This is a genomic window from Ciceribacter ferrooxidans (assembly GCF_004137355.1).
GTDB lineage: Bacteria > Pseudomonadota > Alphaproteobacteria > Rhizobiales > Rhizobiaceae > Allorhizobium > Allorhizobium ferrooxidans.
Window position 1 is genome coordinate 476737 of sequence record NZ_SDVB01000253.1, and the last position, 21647, is coordinate 498383.

Here is a 21647-nt window from a genome sequence, read left to right on the forward strand (position 1 = left end):
GCTTCTAGGCGTGGCTGACGGCGGTGGCGTCGTCGATGGTCTTCTCGGCTTCGAAGTCCTTGCTGTGCAGTCTCCTGACACCCAGACGCTCGGCAGCGCACCCCCGGATCATCACGCTTCACTGCGTACATTTCGCGAAACGTGGTAAACAAGCCGTTAACCTGGCCTCTCTTTTTTAACGATTTGTAAGATTTCTGTGGCTCTCGAGCGCCGCCGTCGGCCCATGTGCCGTTCCTGCGCAGACTCGGTGAAATTTGCAGGCACGAAGAATTGACGTTTACGCAAACGTCAATATTATAGCGACGAAACCGCTGTCCGGAACAGTCTCGGAGGAAGATGACACATGCCCGTCTACAAGGCCCCGGTTAACGATACGCTTTTCGTGCTCAATGACGTGCTTGGCCTCGAACGGTACCACAACCTGCCCGGCTTCGAGGAGGCAAGCCCGGACATGGTCGAGGCCATCGTCGGTGAGGCCGCGAAGCTGGCGGAAGAGGAGCTGTTCCCGCTCAACCTTTCGGGCGACCAGGAAGGCTGCAAGCGCGACGACAACGGCAATGTCACTGTGCCGAAGGGATTCAAGCAAGCCTATGACGCCTATTGCCAGGGCGGCTGGATCGGCCTGGCCGTGCCGCAGGAATTCGGCGGGCAGGGGCTTCCCTACACCCTGCACGCGGCCGTCGGCGAATACATGTCGTCCGCCAACATGGCGCTGATGATGTATCCGGGCCTGACGCAGGGCGCGATCGCGGCCATCCTTGTTCACGGTTCCGACGCCCAGAAGCAGACCTATCTGCCGAAGATGGTTGAAGGCACCTGGTCCGGCACCATGAACCTGACCGAACCACACTGTGGCACAGACCTCGGCCTGCTTCGCACCAAGGCGGTGCCGAACGGCGACGGCTCCTACAAGATTTCCGGCCAGAAGATCTTCATCTCTGCCGGCGAACACGGCATGACCGAGAACATCATCCATCTCGTGCTCGCCCGCATAGAGGGTGCGCCGGAGGGCACCAAGGGCATCTCGCTCTTCATCGTGCCGAAGTTCATGGTCAACGAGGACGGCTCGGTCGGCGCCCGCAACACGGTTTCCTGTGGCGCCATCGAGCACAAGATGGGCATCCACGGCAACTCGACCTGCGTGATGAACTACGACGAGGCGACCGGCTATCTGATCGGCGCGGAGAACAAGGGTCTCGCCGCCATGTTCGTGATGATGAACGAAGCGCGTCTCGGCGTCGGCCTGCAGGGGCTCTCGATCGCCGAAGTGGCTTACCAGAACGCCGCCAACTATGCCCGCGAGCGCATCCAGGGCCGCTCGCTCTCCGGCGTCAAGGCGCCCGACAAGAAGGCCGATCCGATCATCGTGCATCCCGATGTCCGCCGTGCACTCCTGACCATCAGGGCGTTCACCGAGGCCGGCCGCGCCTTCACGCTGTGGACGGCGCTGAAATCGGACATCGCCCACCGCTCGGGCGATGCCGCCGAACGGCAGACCGCGGACGATATTCTCGGCCTGATGACTCCGATCCTGAAGGGTGTCCTGACCGACAAGGGCTTCGATCACGCCGTCATGGCCCAGCAGATCTTCGGTGGCCACGGCTACATCGAGGAACACGGCATGAGCCAGTATGTCCGTGACGCCCGTATCGCCATGATCTACGAAGGTGCGAACGGCATCCAGGCCCTCGACCTGGTCGGCCGCAAGCTCGGTATGAACGGCGGCCGTGCCGTCATGGCGCTGTTCAACGAAATCGGTACCTTCTGCGAGGAACATCGCAGCGACGAGGCGATGGTGACCTACACCAAGGGCCTGAAGAAGGGGTTGAACGACCTGCAGGCGGCTACCATGTGGTTCATGCAGAATGCCATGGCCAAGCCCGACAACGCGGGCGCCGGCTCCACCGATTACATGCACCTCTTCGGGCTGGTCGTCCTTGGTTACATGTGGGCCAAGATGGCGAAAGCCGCCAACGACAACCTCGCCGCCGGCACCGGCGATGCCGACTACTACAAGAACAAGCTGATTACCGGTCGCTTCTACATGGAACGGATCATGCCGGAGACCGCATTGCGCAAGAGCCGCATCGAGACCGGCGCCGACTCCATCATGGAGATGGCTGCGGAAGCGTTCTGACTTTCCCCTTCTCCCCGCCGGGGAGGAGAGGAACAACGAATTTCCGGCGCCCAGGCGCCCAAGGGAGAGAAACCATGACCGAAGTCTATATCTATGACCACGTGCGCACGCCGCGCGGCCGCGGCAAGAAGGATGGCGCGCTGCACGAAGTGCCGACGCCTCGCCTCGCGGCGAAGGCTCTGGAAGCCTTGCGTGACCGTAACGGCCTCGACACCTCGACCGTCGACGACATCATCTTCGGCTGCGTCGATCCGGTCATGGAAGCAGGTGCCGTGATCCCGAAGGCAGCCGCCTTCGAAGCCGGATACGCGTTCAGAGCCCCCGGCATCCAGATCTCGCGCTTCTGCGCCTCCGGTCTCGACGCGGTGAATTTCGCCACCGGCAAGGTCAAGTCCGGCTCCGACGACATCGTGATCGCCGGCGGCGTCGAGTCGATGTCCCGCATCGGCATGGGTATGTCGGGCGGCGCCTGGTACATGGACCCCTCGGTCAACTTCCCGGCTTATTTCATGCCGCAGGGCGTGTCTGCCGACCTCATCGCCACGAAGTATGGCATCTCGCGTGACGACGTCGATGCCTACGCCGTCGAGAGCCAGCGGCGTTCGGCCGAATCCTGGGCGAAGGGCCATTTCGCCAAGTCGGTCATCCCGGTGAAGGATGCCAATGGACTCGTCATTCTCGACCGCGACGAACACATGCGTCCCGGCACCGACATGCAGGCGTTGGCGCAACTGCAGCCCTCCTTCCAGATGCCGGGTGAAATGGGTGGCTTCGAAGCCGTGGCCATCCAGGCCCATCCGGAAGTCGAGCGGATCAACTATATTCACCACGCCGGCAATTCTTCGGGCATCGTCGATGGCGCCGCGGCCGTTCTGATCGGCTCCAAGGCGGGCGGTGAAGCCATGGGCCTCAAGCCCCGCGCTCGCGTTCGCGCGTTCACCAATATCGGTTCCGACCCGGCGCTGATGCTGACCGGTCCGGTCGACGTCACCGAAAAGCTCTTGAAGCGGACCGGCATGAAGATCTCGGACTTCGATCTCTTCGAGCTCAACGAGGCCTTTGCCGCTGTGGTGCTGCGCTTCATGCAGCATTTCGAGGTCGATCATTCGAAGATGAACGTCGCCGGTGGCGCGATCGCCATGGGGCACCCGCTCGGTGCGACCGGTGCCATGATCCTCGGCACGGTCCTCGACGAGCTGGAACGCCGCGATCTCAATACCGCGCTCGTCACGCTCTGCATCGGTGCCGGGATGGGTACCGCGACCGTTATCGAACGCGTCTGATCCGGGGAGGAAGAATATGACCTACAAGAACTTCACCATCGAAACCGACGCCGACGGCATTGCGCTGGTCACCTGGGACATGCCCGACAAGTCGATGAACGTCTTCACCGTCGAGGTGATGGACGAGATCGAGAAGATCGTCGACCAGACCGTCGCTGATGCAAACGTCAAGGGCGTGGTTTTCACCTCCGGCAAGAAGACCTTCTCCGGCGGCGCTGATCTCACCATGATCAAGGGCATGTTCTCCATGCTCGAAGAAGAGAAGGCGAAGGATCCGGACGGCGCGGTCCGCAAGCTCTTCGATGCCGCCGGCCGCATGACCTGGCTGTGGCGCAAGATCGAGACCTGCGGCAAGCCGTGGGTCGCGGCGATCAACGGCACTTGCATGGGTGGCGCCTTCGAACTCTCGCTCGCCTGCCATGGTCGCGTCGCCTCGAATGCGAAATCGGTGAAGCTCGCGCTGCCCGAAGTGAAGGTCGGCATCTTCCCGGGCGCCGGCGGTACGCAGCGCGTTGCACGTCTCGCCAATACGCAGGACGCCCTGCAGATGATGACCACGGGGTCGAGCCTGACCGCCGCCCGCGCCAAGGCGATGAACCTCGTTCATCAGGTCGTCGAGCCGGATCAGCTGATTTCCGCCGCCAAGCAGATGATCAAGGATGGCCTCAAGCCCGTCGCCCCCTGGGATGAAAAGGGCTTCAAGGTGCCCGGCGGCGGCATCTGGACTCCGGCATCGGCCCAGCTCTGGCCGGCTGCCTCCGCCATTCTGCGCCGTGAGACCGCCGGCAACTATCCGGCCGCGCTCGCCATCCTGAAATGCGTCTACGAAGGCCTCCAGGTTCCCTTCGACACCGGTCTCAGGATCGAACAGCGTTATTTCACGCAGGTCGTGCAGACGAAGGAAGCGTTCGGCATGATCCGTTCGCTCTTCGTCTCCATGCAGGAGCTCGGCAAGGGCGCCCGTCGCCCGGCAGGCGTAGAGAAAACCGAGCTCAAGAAGGTGGGCGTCGTCGGCGCCGGCTTCATGGGTGCCTCCATCGCCTATGTCACGGCAGCGGCGGGCATCCCGGTCGTGCTGATCGACCGGGACATCGAGGCGGCCAGCAAGGGCAAGTCCGTGTCCGAAGGCCTCGTCGCCGGCGCGGTCGGCAAGGGCCGGATGTCGAAGGAAGACGGTGAGAAGCTGCTCGCCCTCATCACTCCGTCGGCCGATTATGCCTCGCTCTCCGATGCGAACCTCGTCGTCGAGGCCGTATTCGAGGACCGCGAGGTGAAGAAGGCCGTGATCGAGGCTGTCGAGGCCGTCCTGCCGGAAGGCTCGATCTTCGCTTCGAACACCTCCACGCTGCCGATCACCGGTCTGGCGAAGAATTCCAAGCGTCCGGCCCAGTTCATCGGCGTGCACTTCTTCTCGCCGGTCGAGAAGATGATGCTGACCGAAGTGATCCTGGGCAAGGAAACCGGTGACAAGGCGCTCGCCGTCGCGCTCGATTACGTCGCGGCGATCAAGAAGACGCCGATCGTGGTCAACGATACGCGCGGCTTCTATGTCAACCGTTGCGTCTTCCGCTACATCAACGAAGCCTATGACATGCTGGCCGAGGGCGTTCCGGCGGTGATGATCGAGAATGCGGCGAAGTTCGCCGGCATGCCGGTCGGTCCGCTTTCGCTGAACGACGAGGTGGCCGTCGACCTTTCGCAGAAGATCATGCGGGCCTCCATCGCCGATCTGGGCGAGGCCTCCGTCAAGCCGGAGCACATGAAGCTTATCGACAAGATGGTGGACGAACTCGATCGTCGCGGCCGCAAGAACGGCAAGGGCTTCTACGAATATCCGGCGAAACCCGCCAAGAAGTTCCTGTGGCCGGGGCTCAAGGCGCTCTATCCGCAGCAGAAGCCGGAGAACGTCAGCGTCAAGACCCTGCAGGACCGTCTGCTCGTCACCATTGCGCTCGAGGCGGCCCGCACCATGGAAGAAGGCATCGTCACCGATCCGCGGGAAGCCGATGTCGGCTCCATCCTCGGCTTCGGCTTCGCCCCCTATACCGGCGGCACGCTCTCCTACATCGACGGCATGGGCGTTAAGACCTTCGTGAAGCTCTGCGAGAAGCTTGCCGCCTCCTATGGCGATCACTTCAAGCCGACGCCGCTGCTGCTCGAAATGGCCGCTAAGGGCGAGACTTTCTACGGTCGCTTCGACCCCTACGGCCAAGTCGAAAAGGCGGCCTGAGGCCTGCCTTTCCTTCGCGAGAAGGTGAGAACACGACTATGGAAGCCGGCCCACAAGGCCGGCTTTCTTCTTGGACGCATTGGCAGCGGGGGAGGAGACCTTACGAACCTATGGAATAGGGTCTCCGCAACCCCTGCCGCTCAAGCCAGTCGATCAACGCCTTTGGCTCGTCGGTCTGGATGATGGTGGCGCCGCGGTCGATCCAGAAGCCGTAGACTTCGTCCGGCCGCCCGCCGGACATCGCGAGTCCGTCGCCACGCCCGCCGGCGACCATACCCTCGGGCCGGTCGGTGATCGGATAGGTGTTGATCCAGAGATGGGTGTTGTTGCGGATCGCAACGGCGCGCGCCTGTGCCGAAAACAGGGCACCGCCGTCCGATGTCAGCGTGCGCGTCGCATCCTTGTGCCAGACCACCAGTTCGGCGGCCGGCGCCGCTACCTGCCTGTCGACCCTCTCGATGAAGCTCGCCTCGTGGACCGCATCGTCGGCGAGAATTGGCATGAAGAGTACGTCATCCCCGATGCGATCGAGCACCGCCTTCGTTCGGACGAGCCGTTCCTCGTTCCAGATCGGCGCCTTGACGACGATGCCGTCGGCCATCCCGAGGCGACGTGCGACCGCGACGATTTCGGGCAGGTCCTCCGGTTCGAGCTTGTTGTCGATGTTGACGAGGATCCGCCCGCGGGCGTGGGCCAGCATCTCCTCGAAGGTCGGGACGGTTTCCGCGCTCACCGCGCCGCTCGCCTCGACCTTCAGCCGGCACCGGCGAAGCTCCGCGAGCGTGTGGTCGCTCACCGCGCCGCGGCAGGTGGTGGTACGCTCCAGCGTCGGGTCGTGCATCACGACCAGCTTGCCGTCGCGCGACCGGCGGACGTCGAGTTCGACCAGTTCGACCCCGATCGAAACGGCATTGTCGATTGCTGCTTTCGAGTTTTCCGGACGCACGGTCTTCCCGTTTTCCTTCCAACCTGCCCGGTGCGCCACCACCATCACGTGGTCGCGCCAGTGGTTGGCGTCGCTCAGGCGTTCGCGGATCAGGGAGCTGCGTCCACCCACCGGCATGGAGGCGTCCGTAGCGATTGTCGGTGCCACAAGAAGCACGGCGGCAAGTATCGGGGCGAGGCGGCGCATCGGTCAATCCTCCATCCTGTCTCGTCAGGAAAGCGGATAGGCGGGGTCGGTCACAGAGGCGTGACGGATCGATGAATCTTCGATGACAGTGCTGGGGCCGAGGCTGGTGTCGCGAATTTCGCCCGAAACGTCTTGCAAAAGACGAAATCCGCTCTTAGTTGTACGCCATCGATCTTGCTAGACGAACTCTGTCCCGGCCGTTGGTGCCGTTCTGGCGAACTTCCCTTCAATATCGGTTACACCACCGCAGCGCCTGCATGCTGCACAACTTTCGACGCGATTGAAAAAGGAAATCGTCATGAACACTGGTACCGTAAAATGGTTCAATGCCACCAAGGGTTACGGCTTCATTCAGCCGGACGACGGCGCTGCGGACGTTTTTGTCCACATCTCTGCCGTTGAACGCGCCGGCATGCGCGAGCTCAAGGAAGGCCAGAAGCTCTCCTACGAACTGGCTCGCGACAAGCGCTCGGGCAAGACCTCGGCGGACAACCTTCAGGCTCTCTGATGGAAAGTGCTCTCCGGAGTGCGGCCCGGATGTACCGGCCCGCTTCGTCGAGACCAAGGAAAAGGTCGGGTTCGCCCGGCCTTTTTTGTTTCCGGATGGCGAGCGCTCCTGTCGAGGCGTTGGTCCCTTTACTTGTCGCGGTGGTGCCCTACGCTTCTTATGTGTGGGAAAGGAGCTGCGATGGACGACAATGCAAAAGCACCGGCCAGAACCACGTTGCGCACCATCGAGGTTGACCTGCCGGTCAACGCGGTGTGGCATATCTGGCTGAAGGCCATGGTGCCCGGGATCCAGGGTGCTCTTGCCTTCTCCAACGCGAACGGGAAGTTCGGCGAGGTGATCGCCAGCAATGCCGAAGAGTACTCGTTTCGCATCTATCACGTCTTCGGCGGCGGCCCAGTCGAGATAAGCTACGACACGGATACGACCTCCGTTTCCGTCGCCTATTGGTTTACTGCGCAGGAAGTGCTGGAGACGGGGATAGCCGTCGTGCACACCAATCCGGCGAACGCGCCGCCGGACCTGCCGGAGTGCTACCATTTCCGTCCGCCCTTCGGCTGGATGAACGATCCGAACGGCTTCGGGCGTTTCGGCGGCAGGCCGCATCTCTTCTACCAGCACTACTCGCACGGTCTGCGGTGGAACAACATGCACTGGGGACATGCTGTCTCCTCCGACTATCTTCGCTGGCGGCATTTGCCGATCTTTCTCTTCCCGTCGGAGGATCTGACTGCCCGGCCGGACCGGCGCGGCGGTGCCTTTTCCGGGTCGGCGATCGCTTTGCCGAATGCGCCGGGCATCCGCGTCTTCTTCACCGAGAAGGTACAGGATCGCGCACCGGAGCAGGAGGTCCAGATGACGGCGACCTCCTCGGACCTCTTCAGTGCCGGCCAGGCGGAAGTCATCCTGCCCAGCCGCCCGGAGGGCGAGGGCCTGACCTTCGACTTCCGTGATCCCTACGTCTTCAAGGGGCCCGACGGGCACTGGAAGATGCTTCTCGGCAGCCAGAGCGCGGAGGGCGGGGTCATCCTGCTCTACGAGACACAGGACGTCACCGCCGCAGGGGGCTGGACCTATCTCGGCAAGCTTCTGGTCAAGAAGCGTCATTCGACAACGGCCATCGAATGTCCCTGCATGTTGCCGCTCGACGGCGTGCTGACGGACCCCGCGACCCGCTGGGTTCTGATCTACGGGCTGATGAACAGCGTCGATGCGACGACCGGGCGGCGCAATCTCACCATGGCGGAGGTCGGCTGGTTCGACGGCCGGAACTTCTCCCGCGAGTTCATCCAGGAACTGGACTTCGGCACTGACAACTACGCGTTCCAGGCTTTTCTCGATGGTGACGCCCCGGTCGGCATGGGGTGGCTCGCCAACTGGGCGGATGCCTCCCCGACCATCGACTTTCCGACGGCCATGACGCTGCCGCGCACGCTTAAGCTCGGCGGAAATGGGCTTCTGACGCCGCCGATCGGCGCAGCCGAAAGCCTCAGGGGCCATATTCTCGACCGCACGCGCCTTGCCGTCGGCCAAAGGGTGTCGTTTCCCCATGGCGCGGTCGAAATCCTCTTCGAACTCAAGGAGCCGGGTACACCCTTCGAGCTCAAGTTCGACCATCCAAACGTCGACCTCAGCGTCGTCCAGGAAGAGGCGGGCCTTTCGATCCGCCACCGTGCCGGTGACGGTCCCTCGCCGAACTTCATTGCTCCGGGGGCAAAAGTGCGACGGCTGCGCATCTTCCTCGACTACGGTTCGATCGAGGTTTTCGCCGATCGCGGCCGGTTCGTCGGCACAAAGCGGATCGCCGGATTCGAGCCGGTCAGCGCCGCCCGGTTTGCGGCAGGGGCCGAGAATGTCGCCCACGCGACGGTCTGGTCACTGCGCCTCTGACGGCGTTCAGCCCTTGTTTTCGGCCAGTCCCCGGGTGCGGACGACCGTGACGGTACACGGTGCGTGGGACGCGACTTCGGCCGAGACGCTGCCGAGCAGGGAGCGCATTGCGGAGTTTGCCCTTGCTCCCATGACGATGTGGTCGACGGTGTTTTCGCGGGCATAGTCGAGAATGGCGTGAGCGGGCGATACGGCCTCGATTACGTGAAAGGTCATCGAACCCTCCGGTGCCTTGAGCGGCTCGGCCCAGTGCTTGAGGTCAACCAACCGCGCGATGTGCTTGTTGTTGCCCTCCTCGTCGAGATCGCTTTCCAGGCTGATGCGGGCGATCTTCAGCACGTTGAGGCAGGCGATGCGGGCATTGGGCGCGATTTGCATGATGCGGCTGACCGTGAGCCGCAGCGCATCGGCAAGCTCCGGCGTTCCGTCACGCAGGTCGATGGCGACCATGACGATCGGGGCGTTGGCGAGCGCCGCCGTCGCTTCTTTCGGCTTCAGGAGTTCGATTGGGTCCGGGTTGAACCGGCGCTTGATGACGTCGGCCCACCCATCGCACCGCATCTTGTCTGCACGGGCGGTCAGCACGACCTTCGAAAGGTCCTGCAAGTCCATGGCGAGTTGCGCGGCGGAGGGATAGCGGCGTGCGGGATTGACCTCGAGACAGCGCAGGATCACCTCCTGCAGCGCCTTCGGCAGTTCGGGGCGCAGCGCTCGCGGTGGAAAGGGATCGCGCCAGAGCCGCTTCTTCAGCCCCTTCAGTCGCTGCGGATCGCCGAAAGGTCGTTTGCCGGTCGCGAAGAAGTAGAGAAGCACGCCGAGGGCGAAGAGATCGCTGCGGAAGTCGCTGCGGACACCGAGGATCTGTTCCGGGGCCATGTAGGGAGCGGTGCCGTAAGGCAGTCGGAATTCTTCGTCCATCAGGTCGGGAAGCTCCAGGTGCCGCGCAAGCCCATAGTCGATCAGCACGGCCTCTCCGGTCTCCCGGAACATGACGTTCGAGGGCTTGACGTCGAGATGGACGACGTTCTGCCGGTGGAGGTCTGCGAGTGCCGTGGCGATCTTGAAGCCGAGCCTCGTCACGTCGTCCACGGGCAGGGGCAGTTCATCGAGCAAAGGATAGAGAGACTTGTCTGGCAACTGTTCGAAGACGATGTAGGGCTGGTTGGCGAAATCGCCGTTTGCCACGAAGCGCGGCACGTGCGGACCGGAAAGCCTGGGCAGGATCATCTGCTCCATCTCGAAGCCGACGATCATCGCCGGATCGATGCCGGTGCTGATCTCGGGCACCTTCATGAGCATCGGAAAGGTGATGTCGGGCCGGGTGACGGAATAGAGCTTCGCCATGCCGCCTTTGTGGGCGAGCGCACCGATGGTGAAGCCGTCTATGACGCTGCCCTGTTCGAGCCTGGCCTTCGCAATCATGCCGTCACCTGCCCCTGAATAGCCGGGTGGCGAGGCTTTCAGGGAGCCCCGCCGCCCTTATTCTCGCCGCCGCCGTTTCGATGTCGTAGCCTGCACGGCGGAATTCCAGCTCCCGCGCGTCGCTATCGTAGAGGCCGAAAGCTGCCGACGGATTGCCGTCACGCGGTTGGCCGACCGCGCCCATGACGGCGAGCCAGCGCCGCTGCTGCAGGAGCGGAATGCCGGTAGCCGTGTAGGGAGAGAAGCTGGTGATCTTGCCGCTTGGAGCAAGCGCGTAGAGCGCCGGCTGATGCACGTGGCCGCAGAAGCTGACCCGTGCGGTGCAGGCAGCAAAGTGCGCAGCCGCGGCCTCGGCGTCGGTCACGTAGCGGAAGCGTTGCGGCGAGGAGGCGTCTGCATGGACGTAGAGCCGGCACTCGTCGGTCGCGTCGAACGGCAATGTTTCGAGATAGGCCCTTTCGTCCGCCGCGAGCTGCGTGCGCGTCCACTCCATCGCGGCACGTGCCGTATCGTTCATCGAAACGCCGGGATCGGAGACCGCCTGGTCGTGATTGCCACGGATCACCACGGCACCCTGCTCCGCAAGCTCCATCGTCTTGCGGACGCACCAGCCGGGATCGCCGCCATAGCCGACGATGTCGCCGAGGATGACGACGCGCTCTGCGCCCTGCGCCTCGGCTGCGGCAAGGACTGCCTCGAAGGCCTGACGGTTGGCGTGGATATCCGAAAGAATGGCAATCCGCATGGCCCCTCCCTGGCGCATTTGGAACTTCGGCGTCAATTTAGGGCGTGTTCGGTTCGTGCGCTATTGGCCTGAAGCAGCATAGACCGGTCAGCGGTAAGGCCGCGGTTCACTCTGCGGCCGCACGCTTCAGTCCGGAGACGTGGGTGATGAAGGCACGAAGGGCCGCAGGCTTTACAGGCTTGTGCTGCAGGCCGATATTGTGGCGCTCGGCCTCGGCGCGCACCTCGATCGTCCGGTCGGCGGTGACCAGCAGCGCCGGCACTTCCGTGCTGTAGAGCGTCCGCAACCTCAGGATCGCCCCGATGCCGCTGCCGTCTCCGAGATGGTAGTCGGCGATGATGAGATCCGGAGGCCCGGGACTCGCAGCGACGATCGGGTCGAGCTCGGCGATCGACCCCGCGCACTCCACCTGGCAGCCCCAGCCCGAAATCAGAACGGCCATGCCGTCGAGGATGTTCGGTTCATTATCGATGCAGAGAACTCGGAGCCCGCTCAGGGGCTGCGCCGCCTCTCGCGCGCCCTGTGCGGCTGCCGATCTTACGACCTCCCGAACGTCGCGCTCACGCGGCACCACGACCTTGAAGGTCGTGCCCTTGCCCTTTTTCGAAGAGAGCTGGACGGGGTGGTTCAGAACCTTGGCAATGCGGTCCACGATGGAGAGCCCGAGGCCGAGCCCGGAGGCGGTCTTCGCACCCTCGTCGAGGCGCGCGAACTCCTTGAATACGGTCCGGAACTTCGACGCCGGAATGCCGATACCCGAGTCCATGACCTGGATGACGACATCCTTGCCGCTGCGACGGGCGCCGACCAGGACCTTTCCCGAACGGGTGTACTTAATCGCATTGGAGACGAGATTCTGGACGAGACGCCGCAGCAGGTTGGCATCAGAGTGCACCTTGAGAGAGGTCGGCATCACCACGAGCTTGAGATTCTTCTCCCGCGCCATCGGCCGGAAGTCGGTTTCGATCCGCTCCAGCAATTCCTGCAGGGGAACGGCCGTCAGTCTCGGCTTCATCGCTCCGGTATCGAGACGCGAGATGTCGAGAACTGCGCCGAGGATGTTTTCGACCGACTCCAGCGCGGAGTCGATGTTGCGCACCAGCGTGCTGTTTTCGGACTCTCCCAGTCTCTCGACGAGCGAGGACGAGTAGAGCCGTGCAGCGTTCAGCGGTTGCAGAATGTCGTGGCCGGCGGCGGCGAAGAAGCGGGTCTTGCCGATATTGGCGTCGTCCGCCGCCGCGCGTGCTTCGGCAAGGGCGTGGTTGACGCGGGTGAGCTCGGCAGTTCGCTCGCTCACCCTCTGTTCGAGCGTCTCGTTCGCCTGCTTCAGGGCCTTGTCGGCCGCGACCTGGCTGGTGATGTCGCTGAAGGTGGCGACGATGCCCTTGTCCGGCATCGGATTGCAGCGCACTTCGATGATCCGCTCGCCGCCCTTCAGCACCAGTTGGAACGGTTTGTCGAAGCGCTGGAAATTGCGCACTACCTGCGCCTGCTCTCCCGCCGCCACGTCTCCGCGGTCGGCGAGGATCGCGATGATGTCCGTGAGTGGGTAGCCGACCTGACCCACATGTTCCGGCAGATCGAGAAGGGTGCGGAAGCGCCGGTTCCAGATCGTCAGCCGGTTGGTGCTGTCGAAGACGGCGATGCCCTGGTCCATCTGCGACAGTGCCGTCTGAAGCATGTCCTGATTATATTGCAGGGCCTCGCTCGCTTGGTCGAGAAGCCAGGCGGTATCGGCCGAGGTGTCCTCGGCCTTCTGCAACATCAGCGACAGGACGAGGCGGGCCGACGAGGAGCCGATCGCGCTGCCGAGCAATTGTTCGGAAAAGTGAATGAAGGCCATGTCGGCCGGGCTGTCATCGTCGAGGTGGCGTCCCGCCGCCTGCTCGTAGCTGCGGAATGACCGCTCCATCCGCTCCTCGCCGAGATAGCGGGCGATCGCCGCCTTGAGATCCCCGACGCTGACACGGGTCTTCCAGCCGCGCGTGGCGAACTGCGAACGCGGATGCCGCTTGACGAAGATGCCGGACTGGATGCGCTCGACCGGCTTCAGGTTGCGGCTGACCGAGCCGAGCACGAACGCTGCCGTGTTGAGAAGGAGGCTGAGGACCGTTGCATTCACCAGAGGGTCCGTCCCCGGACCGCTGAAGGTCGCAACCCCCGGGAAGAGGAAGCTCAGGATGGTCGAGGCAAGCTCGGCGTTGTCGCCGACGCCGAAACTCGGCAGGAAGAGGAGATAGGCCCAGACGAAGATGCCGATGCTGAGGCCCAGGATCGCGCCACGTGCATTGGCCCGGCGCCAGATCAGCCCGCCGAAGAGGGAGGGGGCGATCTGTGCGATCGCTGTGAAGGACAGGAGCCCGATCGAGGCGAGGCCGGTCGTGTTGTCGGCGGAGTGATAATAGAGGTAGCCGAGGAGCACGACGCCGAGGATCGAAAGCCGCCGTATGTGCAGCAGCGTCTTGGCGAAGTCGGCGCGCTGGCTCGGTCGCGCGAGCACTTTCTGACGCAAGAAGATCGGCAGGACGATATCGTTCGAGACCATGATCGCCAGCGCGACAGAGGCGACGATGACCATCGCCGTCGCCGCCGAGAACCCGCCGAGAAAGGTGACGAGCGAGACGAGTTCCATCTCGCTGTGGAGCGGCAGCGACAGCACGTAGAGGTCGGCGTCGCCCGTGCCCCCGAAGGTCAGGATGCCCCCCATTGCTGCCGGCAGAACGAAGAGATTGATCGCGACGAGATAGAGCGGCAGGAGGATGCCGGCGGTCTTGAGTTCGCGGGCCGTGCGGTTCTCCACGACCGTCACATGGAACTGGCGCGGCAGCATGATGATTGCGAAGGCCGAAAGCCCGATCAGCAGCAGCCAGCGGCTGATCGGGGTCTGGTACGAGAGTGCCTCCATGACCGCCGGCGATTGGCTGGCGGTTCGCCAGAGATCGGCCGGCCCGTCGAAGAGGAAGAAGACGACCGAGATTCCGAGCGTCCAGAAGGCGACGAGCTTGACCACCGATTCCATGGCGATCGCCAGGATCAGTCCGTCCTGGTGTTCGGTCGCGTCGGTGTGTCGCGTGCCGAAGATCACCGCGAAGCAGGCGAGCGATATGGCGACCAGCAGCGGCAGGTCGATGAAATACAGGTTGCCGGTGCCAATACCGTATTCGGACGGATCGACCATCGCCGCGACCGAACTCGAAACGGCTTTCAGCTGCAGCGCGATGTACGGAATGGTCCCGACCAGAGAGATTCCGGTGACCAGCATGCCGACGATCGGGTTCTTGCCGTAGCGCGCGGCAATGAAGTCGGCACCCGAGGTCAGCTTCTCCGCCTTTGCGAGCTCGGTGATCCGCCGGATGATCGGCATTCCGAGCGTGAACATGAGGATCGGGCCGATATAGATGCCGGTAAACTCAAGGCCCCGCTCGGCCGCGAGTCCGACGCCGCCGAAATAGGTCCAGGAGGTGCAATAGACGGCAAGGCTCAAGGCATAGACCACCGGCCGGCCGCCGGCGGCGACGCCGAAGAGCCGGCTCTTCCGGTCGCCATAGCTCGCCACCGCGAAGAGCAGCAGCAGATAGGCGAAAGCCGATACGAAGATGATCCACCCTGGAAGCACGCTTTCTCCTCATCACGAGCGTCCTGTATCCATTCGGCAAAGCTTACGGGAAGTGCAAGCCTTTTTAAATCGTGGGAAAATTGATCTTAAGTCGAAGATGGGGAGTGATGACGATTGTCGGTTTTCGAACGTCGGGACTTTCATTAACATCACCTTGCATTCGGTTTGATCGGCAAGCGCAGGTTCTTTCACGAAACGTAAGGGGATAGCGATGTTCAACGAGTTCAAGACTTTCATAGCCCGCGGCAACGTCATGGATCTGGCGGTCGGTGTCATTGTCGGCGGCGCCTTCGGCCTGATCGTGAACTCGCTCGTCAACGACATCATCATGCCGATCGTCGGCGCTTTCGGTGGACTCGATTTTTCCAACTATTTCCTGCCGTTGAGCAGCAAGGTCACGGCGACAACGCTTGCCGCCGCCCGTGAGCAGGGACCGGTGATCGCGTACGGCAATTTCATCTCAGTCATCCTCAACTTCCTGATTCTCGCCTGGGTCATCTTCCTGATGGTGAAGGCCGTGAACACGATGCGTGAATCCCTGGAAAAGAAACCGGAAACGAAGGCCGAAGCCGCCCCGCCGCCCGCGGATATCCAGTTGCTCACCGAAATCCGCGACCTGTTGAAGACGAGGGCGAGCTGACGACGACCCGGGCTTAAGTCCGGGATACTGGCGGGACACACCACCTATCACCGAAATCGATCCCAGGCTCACGTATTGTCATGGGATTTTCGATCCGTGATCGGCTATGAACGCCAAAACGGAGAAGCCGAAGCATGTCTTTTGTCGCCAGCCTCAGCCCGCGTGCCGTATCTGCCCCGGAAAGCGGGATTGTCGAGATACTGAATTACGCCCGCGGACGCGAGAACCTGTTTCCGCTATGGGTTGGCGAGGGAGACCTGCCGAGCCCCGACTTCATCAACCGGCCGGCCAGTGATGCGTTGCTCGCCGGCGAGACCTTCTATACCTGGCAGCGCGGTATTCCCGAACTGCGCGAGGCTCTGTCGCGCTACTACGCCCGTCACTTTGCTATTTCGCTGCCGCCGGAACATTTCTACGTCACGGCGTCCGGCATGCAGTCGATCGTTCTTTCCGTTCAGGCGCTCACCTCGCCCGGTGACGAGATGGTCTTCCTGACACCGGCCTGGCCGAACATCGTCTCGGCCATCGAGCTCGCCGGCGCCCGCGCCATTGGCGTCGAACTCTCCTTCGGCCACGGGAGCTGGTCGCTCGACCTCGAACGGCTGGAAGCTGCAATCACGCCGAAGACGAAGGCGATCTTCATCAACACGCCGTCGAACCCGACCGGCTGGACGGCGAAGAGGGAAGATCTGACGGCGATCCTCGAGCTCGCCCGCAAGCACGGCATCTGGATTCTCGCCGACGAGATCTACGCTCTCTACTATTATGGCGCGGCTGCTCGCGCGCCGTCGTTCCTCGACGTCAAGGATGCCGACGACCGCATCATCTTCGTGAACTCGTTTTCGAAGAACTGGTCGATGACCGGCTGGCGCGTCGGTTGGATCGTCGCGCCCCCGGAAACGGGGCAAGTGTTCGAGAACCTCATCCAGTATTCGACATCCGGTGTCGCCCAGTTCGTACAGCGCGGGGCGGTCGCAGCACTCGACCACGGCGACGATTTCGTTCGGGCCAATTTCGAGCGGGCCGCCCGTTCCCGTGATCTGCTCTGCGATGCCCTGATCGCCACCAACCGGGTCGAGACCCTGAAGCCGGAAGGGGCGCTCTACGCCTTCCTGAAGATCGACGGGGTGACCGACAGCCGCGCGGCAGCACTCGACATCGTCGACAAGACCGGCGTCGGCCTCGCACCCGGAACCGCTTTCGGCAAAGGCGGCGAAGCTTTCCTCCGGGCCTGTTTCCTGCGCGATCCGCGCCAGATCGAGGATGCAGCCGGCAGGCTCTGCGACTACATCCTCGATCGCTGACGGCAGCGGAGCGCAGGGTCGGCCTTTCGCGGTTGCGAAAAGAATTTTGCCTTTGTCAAAGTTCGGTACAGAATTGCCTCTACGAAACGGCAGCACGCAGCACGAGTGCTTGTGCGGTTGTCGCGGCCACGTGTAGCGTTGCCTTGCGAATCAAGAGGAGAGTGGACAATGGCGATACTGGTTACCGGCGGTGCGGGATATATCGGCAGCCACATGGTCTGGGCGCTGCTCGACGCAGGCTACGAGGTCGCGGTGCTCGACCGCCTGTCGACCGGCTTTCGCTGGGCCGTTCCGCCCCGGGTTCGCTTCTACGAGGGCAATGTCGGCGACGTAACCCTGCTCGACCGGATATTCTCGGAGAACGCGATCGAAGCGATCATTCACTTCGCCGCGTCCATCGTCGTTCCGGATTCCGTCGCCGATCCGCTTTCCTACTATGAGAACAACACCGGCAACACTCGCGCGCTGCTGTCCGCCGCGGTCAAGGCTTCGGTGCCCCACTTCGTCTTTTCCTCGACGGCTGCGGTCTACGGCACGCCCGACAAGCCGGATCCGGTTCTCGAGATCGCGCCGCTTCGGCCCGAGAACCCCTACGGCCAGTCGAAGCTCATGAGCGAAATCATGTTGCGCGACACCGCGCGTGCCCACGGACTGAAATATGCAGTGCTGCGGTATTTCAACGTCGCCGGCGCAGATCCTGCCGGTCGCTCCGGCCAGTCGACCCGCAGGGCGACCCACCTGATCAAGGTCGCCTGCGAGGCGGCCCTCGGAAAGCGGGAGAAGGTCGACGTCTACGGCACCGATTACCCCACACCCGATGGCACCGGCGTACGGGACTACATCCATGTCAGCGATCTGGTCGATGCGCATCTGAAGGCGCTGGAATATCTGAGGAACGGCGGCGAATCCCTCACCGCCAACTGCGGTTACGGCCGTGGCTACTCGGTCCTCGAGGTGCTGGAAGCCGTCGGTCGGGTGCGGAGCGAGCCGGGCAGCAGCAATGGAGGGCCGCTCGAGGTTTCCTACGGACCGCGGCGTCCGGGTGATGCCGCCTTCATCGTCGCGGACCCGACGCTTGCGCGCACGGCTCTCGGCTGGACGCCGCGCCATGACGACCTCGATTTCATCGTCCGCACCGCGCTTGACTGGGAGCGGCGCCTGGATAGAGGTGAAGTCCAGCAGCGGACCTTGGCCGAAAGCGCCTGAGGCCGGCCGCTCGCCGCCGCGGGAGATTAGCCGCCGATCTGTTGTGCCATCTGGTAGAGCCCGGCGCACCGTGCGCCGGACGCGCAGAAGGCGAGAATCGGGCCTTCGGTCTCCTTGAGGAGCGCCCGCAGCTTCTTTGCCTGTTCCATCGGCACGCCGCCGCCGACGGGCAGGTAATAGGCGGGAAGATTGCTCGCCTGGGCTGCCTCCTCGATTGCCGAGAACTTCGGCTGGCCCCAGCCCTCGCCGTCCGGACGCATGCAGATTACCGCGGCATAGCCCGCTTCGGCGACCTTTGCGATGTCGCTCGGCTTCAGCTGGCCCGAGACGTGGAAATTCTGGGTGACGGGGCGGATATGCACGATACGGCTTCCTTTCACGGAGTGGATGCGGCGGGAGACATGGGCCGAAGGAGCACCTGTCCACTGTCTTGCAGCACAAATATAGATGCATCCATATGTATTCAAGTGGAAGCGTGGCCATAGCGGCAAAATGCCGGCGCTCATAGTGGCGATGCGACAGGGCGTCCCGTCTTTGCCGGCGTCGCTTCCGACAGTCGCCAGTGCCGGATGATAGCCGCCGGCAGCCGCGGTTCACCGGGTCCGAGCGGTAGCCATCCGTCCGGAGAGAAGTAGGCGCGGGTCCTCCTGACGAGTGGACTTCGACCGTCCGGCGCGAGGATGAAATTGTAGCCGTCGGTGATCACGAAGTCGCGGCTGAACTCGACCGAAATCCCGAAGTGTACCGCGGAATAGTCGGCGAGCTGCCGCGCGGCGTCGGTTGCCGGCGCAAAGTCGCTCCAGGTCGTGCGGTCGATGATCTCCGACAAGGCTTCGACGAGCCACGCCTGTGCCGTCTCGCCCGGCATGCCGGCGGGGGCGACGAGCTTCATGCGGATGGAACGGACGTCCCCCTGCGGCGTGCCCTTGGCAATGAAGAAGAGCGAGGCCTCCTCGCCATCGGTGTCGGTGGCCGCGTCGGGAGCGGCAAACCGCGTTTCCGACAGGCATTCGGAGGTGCGGCTATCGTACTCGCTGGGCCGCCAGCCGGGATTCTTGAGCCCGGCACGGTTCAGCTCAGTGCAGAGAGCCGGTCCGCGGATGCGGATTTCGCGAACGAAGGTGCCGGCCGCGGGCTCGATGAAATCGGTAAAGAAGTATCGGGGGACTTCGACCGGCACGGGTTCGAGCCGCCGTCCCTTGAGCGCGACGGGCGCTTCAGTTCCCGACGGTTCCGCAAACAGCCGGTCCAGCCCGTAGCGCCGTGCCAGCGACCTCAGATGGTGCATGTCGTTCGCCAGCAGGAAGGTTGCGACGATGGCCGAGAGAGTGACGACGACGAGGACACCGAAGAGGAGATGGCTGCTCCTCTTGGGCCGTGCAGGCTTTACGCCGACCTTTTTCCGGCTTGTGCGTCGTCTGATGCGGTGCGGCATGCGGGTCTTCTGATTTCGGTACCGGCCGTTTATGGCACGGAAACGGGCGCTTGGCCTATATCTCTCCTGCAGCCGAGCGTTGAGTGTCGACGGTGGTCACCTGTCCTCCCGGGAACGGCCAAGATTGGGCCGATCCGTCCTTCGTCGATATCCGGCGTTGACCACCTGGGAGGTCGTCCATAGGCAACCGGGATTGCAACCTCAAGAAGGATTGTCTCGATGCCGATGTCGCGCCTCCTGCCGGCTACCGCCGGTCTTCTTTGTCTCGCCATGTGCGGTTCCGTTGCCGCTTCCGACCTGTGGAGCGTGACCTCTCCGAAAGGGGCCTGCCACATCTCGTTCGGTCAGGATCCGGTGGCGGAAGGCATCTTTGCCGTCACGCAGCACGATTTTGCCTGTCCGGAGAACCTCAAGGCGATCTCCGGTTATTCGATGAACAATGGCGACGGCACCATCATCTTCTATTCCACTGCGTCCGGCCTTGAACAGGTTGCGCGTGCCGACAAGGAAGAGCCCGGTATCTATGTCGGCATGACGCTGGACGGGGAAACCCTGCAGGTCGTGCACGCCGACGCGGCCGAACCGCAACCGCCGCTGAAACCGGAGCCCGCTGCCGGCGGTGCCGGGTGCCTCCCCTATGCGGATGGTGGTTGCGCCCAGCCGAGCGACATCGGGGCGCCCGATGTCGCGGCCGGCATCACCTCGATCCATATGGTGACGCGGATGAATGTCCGCGCCATGCCGGGCACCGAGGGCGCTGTCCTCGGGCGCGTCGAGGCAGGACAATGCCTCGATATCGTCGGCTGCGTTGAGCAGAACGGCACGACCGTCTGGTGCGAGGTCCGGATGAGGACCTATCGGGGCTGGGTTCTGAAGCAGAACGACCGCAAGGTCTATGCGCGCAACGCCTGCGGCTGAGCGTGGCCTGATTGGAAATCGGCGACAGGACGGCCGCTTCGCGCGCGGCCGTCCTGCAATCTCCGGCTCAGATGTTTTCCACGACCGCCTCGCGCTCGCGGAGGTGCTCCATCCGGTTGTAACGGATGGACGACCAGAGCGAGATGCCGATGAGACCCGCACCGCCGAGCCCGGTGATCACTTCCGGGATGTGCAGCATCGTCTGGCAATACATGATCACCGAGAGGATCAGGATTGCATAGAACGCGCCGTGCTCCAGGTAGCGGTATTCGGCGAGCGTTCCTTTTTCGACCAGCATGATGGTCATCGAGCGGACATACATCGCGCCGATGCCGAGGCCGATCGCGATGACGAAGAGGTTTTGCGAGAGCGCGAAGGCACCGATGACGCCGTCGAACGAGAAGCTCGCATCCAGCACTTCCAGATAGATGAACGCGCCGAGGCCGCCCTTCGCCGCCTCCGTCATCGTCCGTTGCGAGGCGTCGAGAAGGCCGCCGACCACCTCGACGGCGAGGAAGGTGACGAGGCCGTAGATCGCCGAGTAGACGAAGGTCACTGCCTCCGCACCTTCGAGCAGATAGGAGAAGAGCAGGATCATCAGGAGCACAAGGCCGATCTCGATGCCCTTGATCGTCGCCGAGCGCGCCATATGCTTCTCGACGACGTCGATCCAGTGCACGTCCTTCTCGTGGTCGAAGAAGTAGGTGAGGCCGACCATCATCAGGAAGGTGCCACCGAAGGCGGCGATCGGCAGATGCGCGTCGTTCATGATGCGCGCATATTCGGCCGGCTCCCGCGCGGCGAGCAGGAAGGCCTCGATCGGCCCGAGATCGGCGGCGATCACCACGATCGCCAGCGGGAAGACGATGCGCATGCCGAAGACGGCGATCACGATGCCCCAGGTCAGGAAGCGATGCTGCCAGGCAGGCGTCATGTCCTTGAGCTTGTTGGCATTGACGATCGCGTTGTCGAAGGAGAGCGAGATTTCGAGTACCGCGAGAACGGCACAGATGAAGAAGACTGTTGCCATTCCGCCGATCGTGCCGGAGGACTGCCAACCGAGCCAGCCGCCGAGCAAGAGCCCGGCGGCCGTTGCGACGAAGGCCCACTTGAAGTAGTCGAGCATTCCTTTTTGAGAGGGGGTCGCGTTCACAGGTTCGCCCTCCCGGAGTGAATATCGA

General features: G+C 63.2%; 16 protein-coding genes. 9 read left to right on the forward strand and 7 right to left on the reverse strand.

Annotated elements, in window-relative coordinates:
• The first annotated feature begins 343 nt into the window (after nucleotides 1-343).
• The 3 genes from EUU22_RS18780 (at nucleotide 344) to EUU22_RS18790 (ending at nucleotide 5650) form a co-directional block, all read left to right on the forward strand.
• The gene (locus EUU22_RS18780) at nucleotides 344-2137 is read left to right on the forward strand and encodes an acyl-CoA dehydrogenase C-terminal domain-containing protein (RefSeq protein WP_129333504.1); all 1794 of its coding nucleotides are present in this window, start codon (nucleotides 344-346) and stop codon (nucleotides 2135-2137) included.
• Nucleotides 2138-2211: 74 nt separating this feature from the next.
• Nucleotides 2212-3420, forward strand: a complete 1209-nt coding sequence (locus EUU22_RS18785) for an acetyl-CoA C-acetyltransferase (RefSeq protein ID WP_129333505.1) — start codon at nucleotides 2212-2214, stop codon at nucleotides 3418-3420.
• A gap of 16 nt (nucleotides 3421-3436) precedes the next feature.
• Nucleotides 3437-5650 (forward strand): FAD-dependent oxidoreductase, encoded by a 2214-nt coding sequence (locus EUU22_RS18790; RefSeq protein WP_129333506.1) that lies wholly within the window; start codon nucleotides 3437-3439, stop codon nucleotides 5648-5650.
• Between the two features lie 100 nt (nucleotides 5651-5750).
• On the opposite strand, the gene EUU22_RS18795 is transcribed toward EUU22_RS18790, so the two are convergent.
• Nucleotides 5751-6782, reverse strand: a complete 1032-nt coding sequence (locus tag EUU22_RS18795; RefSeq protein ID WP_129333507.1) for a glycerophosphodiester phosphodiesterase family protein — start codon at nucleotides 6780-6782, stop codon at nucleotides 5751-5753.
• 298 nt (nucleotides 6783-7080) lie between these two features.
• Here EUU22_RS18795 and EUU22_RS18800 point away from each other — a divergent pair, with 298 nt between their 5' ends.
• Complete coding sequence (locus tag EUU22_RS18800) at nucleotides 7081-7290, forward strand: cold-shock protein (RefSeq protein ID WP_129333508.1); 210 nt, start codon at nucleotides 7081-7083, stop codon at nucleotides 7288-7290.
• Nucleotides 7291-7470: 180 nt separating this feature from the next.
• Nucleotides 7471-9180 carry a GH32 C-terminal domain-containing protein gene (locus EUU22_RS18805; RefSeq protein ID WP_129333509.1) on the forward strand — a complete coding sequence of 570 codons (1710 nt, stop codon included), beginning with the start codon at nucleotides 7471-7473 and terminating at the stop codon, nucleotides 9178-9180.
• Between the two features lie 6 nt (nucleotides 9181-9186).
• Here EUU22_RS18805 and EUU22_RS18810 read toward each other — a convergent pair whose 3' ends face one another.
• From EUU22_RS18810 to EUU22_RS18820, 3 genes are all read right to left on the reverse strand, one after another.
• Nucleotides 9187-10599, reverse strand: a complete 1413-nt coding sequence (locus EUU22_RS18810) for a bifunctional serine/threonine-protein kinase/universal stress protein (RefSeq protein WP_129333760.1) — start codon at nucleotides 10597-10599, stop codon at nucleotides 9187-9189.
• 7 nt (nucleotides 10600-10606) lie between these two features.
• A complete protein-coding gene (locus tag EUU22_RS18815; protein ID WP_129333510.1) occupies nucleotides 10607-11347 on the reverse strand; it encodes a metallophosphoesterase family protein in 741 nt (246 codons plus the stop codon).
• A gap of 106 nt (nucleotides 11348-11453) precedes the next feature.
• On the reverse strand, nucleotides 11454-14963 hold the full coding sequence (locus tag EUU22_RS18820; protein ID WP_129333511.1) for a hybrid sensor histidine kinase/response regulator: 3510 nt from the start codon (nucleotides 14961-14963) through the stop codon (nucleotides 11454-11456).
• Between the two features lie 211 nt (nucleotides 14964-15174).
• Between EUU22_RS18820 and mscL the strand changes: the two genes are divergently transcribed.
• The 3 genes from mscL to galE all read left to right on the forward strand — a co-directional run bounded on the left by mscL (nucleotide 15175) and on the right by galE (nucleotide 18113).
• Nucleotides 15175-15603 (forward strand): large conductance mechanosensitive channel protein MscL, encoded by a 429-nt coding sequence (gene mscL, locus EUU22_RS18825; protein WP_129333512.1) that lies wholly within the window; start codon nucleotides 15175-15177, stop codon nucleotides 15601-15603.
• Nucleotides 15604-15737: 134 nt separating this feature from the next.
• Nucleotides 15738-16907 carry a pyridoxal phosphate-dependent aminotransferase gene (locus EUU22_RS18830; protein WP_129333513.1) on the forward strand — a complete coding sequence of 390 codons (1170 nt, stop codon included), beginning with the start codon at nucleotides 15738-15740 and terminating at the stop codon, nucleotides 16905-16907.
• A 168-nt stretch (nucleotides 16908-17075) separates the two neighbouring features.
• A complete protein-coding gene (gene galE, locus EUU22_RS18835; RefSeq protein WP_129333514.1) occupies nucleotides 17076-18113 on the forward strand; it encodes a UDP-glucose 4-epimerase GalE in 1038 nt (345 codons plus the stop codon).
• 26 nt (nucleotides 18114-18139) lie between these two features.
• On the opposite strand, the gene EUU22_RS18840 is transcribed toward galE, so the two are convergent.
• Nucleotides 18140-18475: a protein tyrosine phosphatase family protein gene (locus tag EUU22_RS18840; protein WP_165351216.1), complete on the reverse strand. Its 336-nt coding sequence runs from the start codon at nucleotides 18473-18475 to the stop codon at nucleotides 18140-18142.
• A 140-nt stretch (nucleotides 18476-18615) separates the two neighbouring features.
• On the reverse strand, nucleotides 18616-19548 hold the full coding sequence (locus EUU22_RS18845) for a DUF6030 family protein (protein ID WP_129333516.1): 933 nt from the start codon (nucleotides 19546-19548) through the stop codon (nucleotides 18616-18618).
• A 219-nt stretch (nucleotides 19549-19767) separates the two neighbouring features.
• On the opposite strand from EUU22_RS18845, the gene EUU22_RS18850 reads away from it, so the two are divergent.
• Nucleotides 19768-20466 carry an SH3 domain-containing protein gene (locus EUU22_RS18850; RefSeq protein WP_129333517.1) on the forward strand — a complete coding sequence of 233 codons (699 nt, stop codon included), beginning with the start codon at nucleotides 19768-19770 and terminating at the stop codon, nucleotides 20464-20466.
• 67 nt (nucleotides 20467-20533) lie between these two features.
• Here EUU22_RS18850 and EUU22_RS18855 read toward each other — a convergent pair whose 3' ends face one another.
• Complete coding sequence (locus tag EUU22_RS18855; RefSeq protein WP_439329165.1) at nucleotides 20534-21619, reverse strand: DUF475 domain-containing protein; 1086 nt, start codon at nucleotides 21617-21619, stop codon at nucleotides 20534-20536.
• Nucleotides 21620-21647 lie beyond the last annotated feature (28 nt).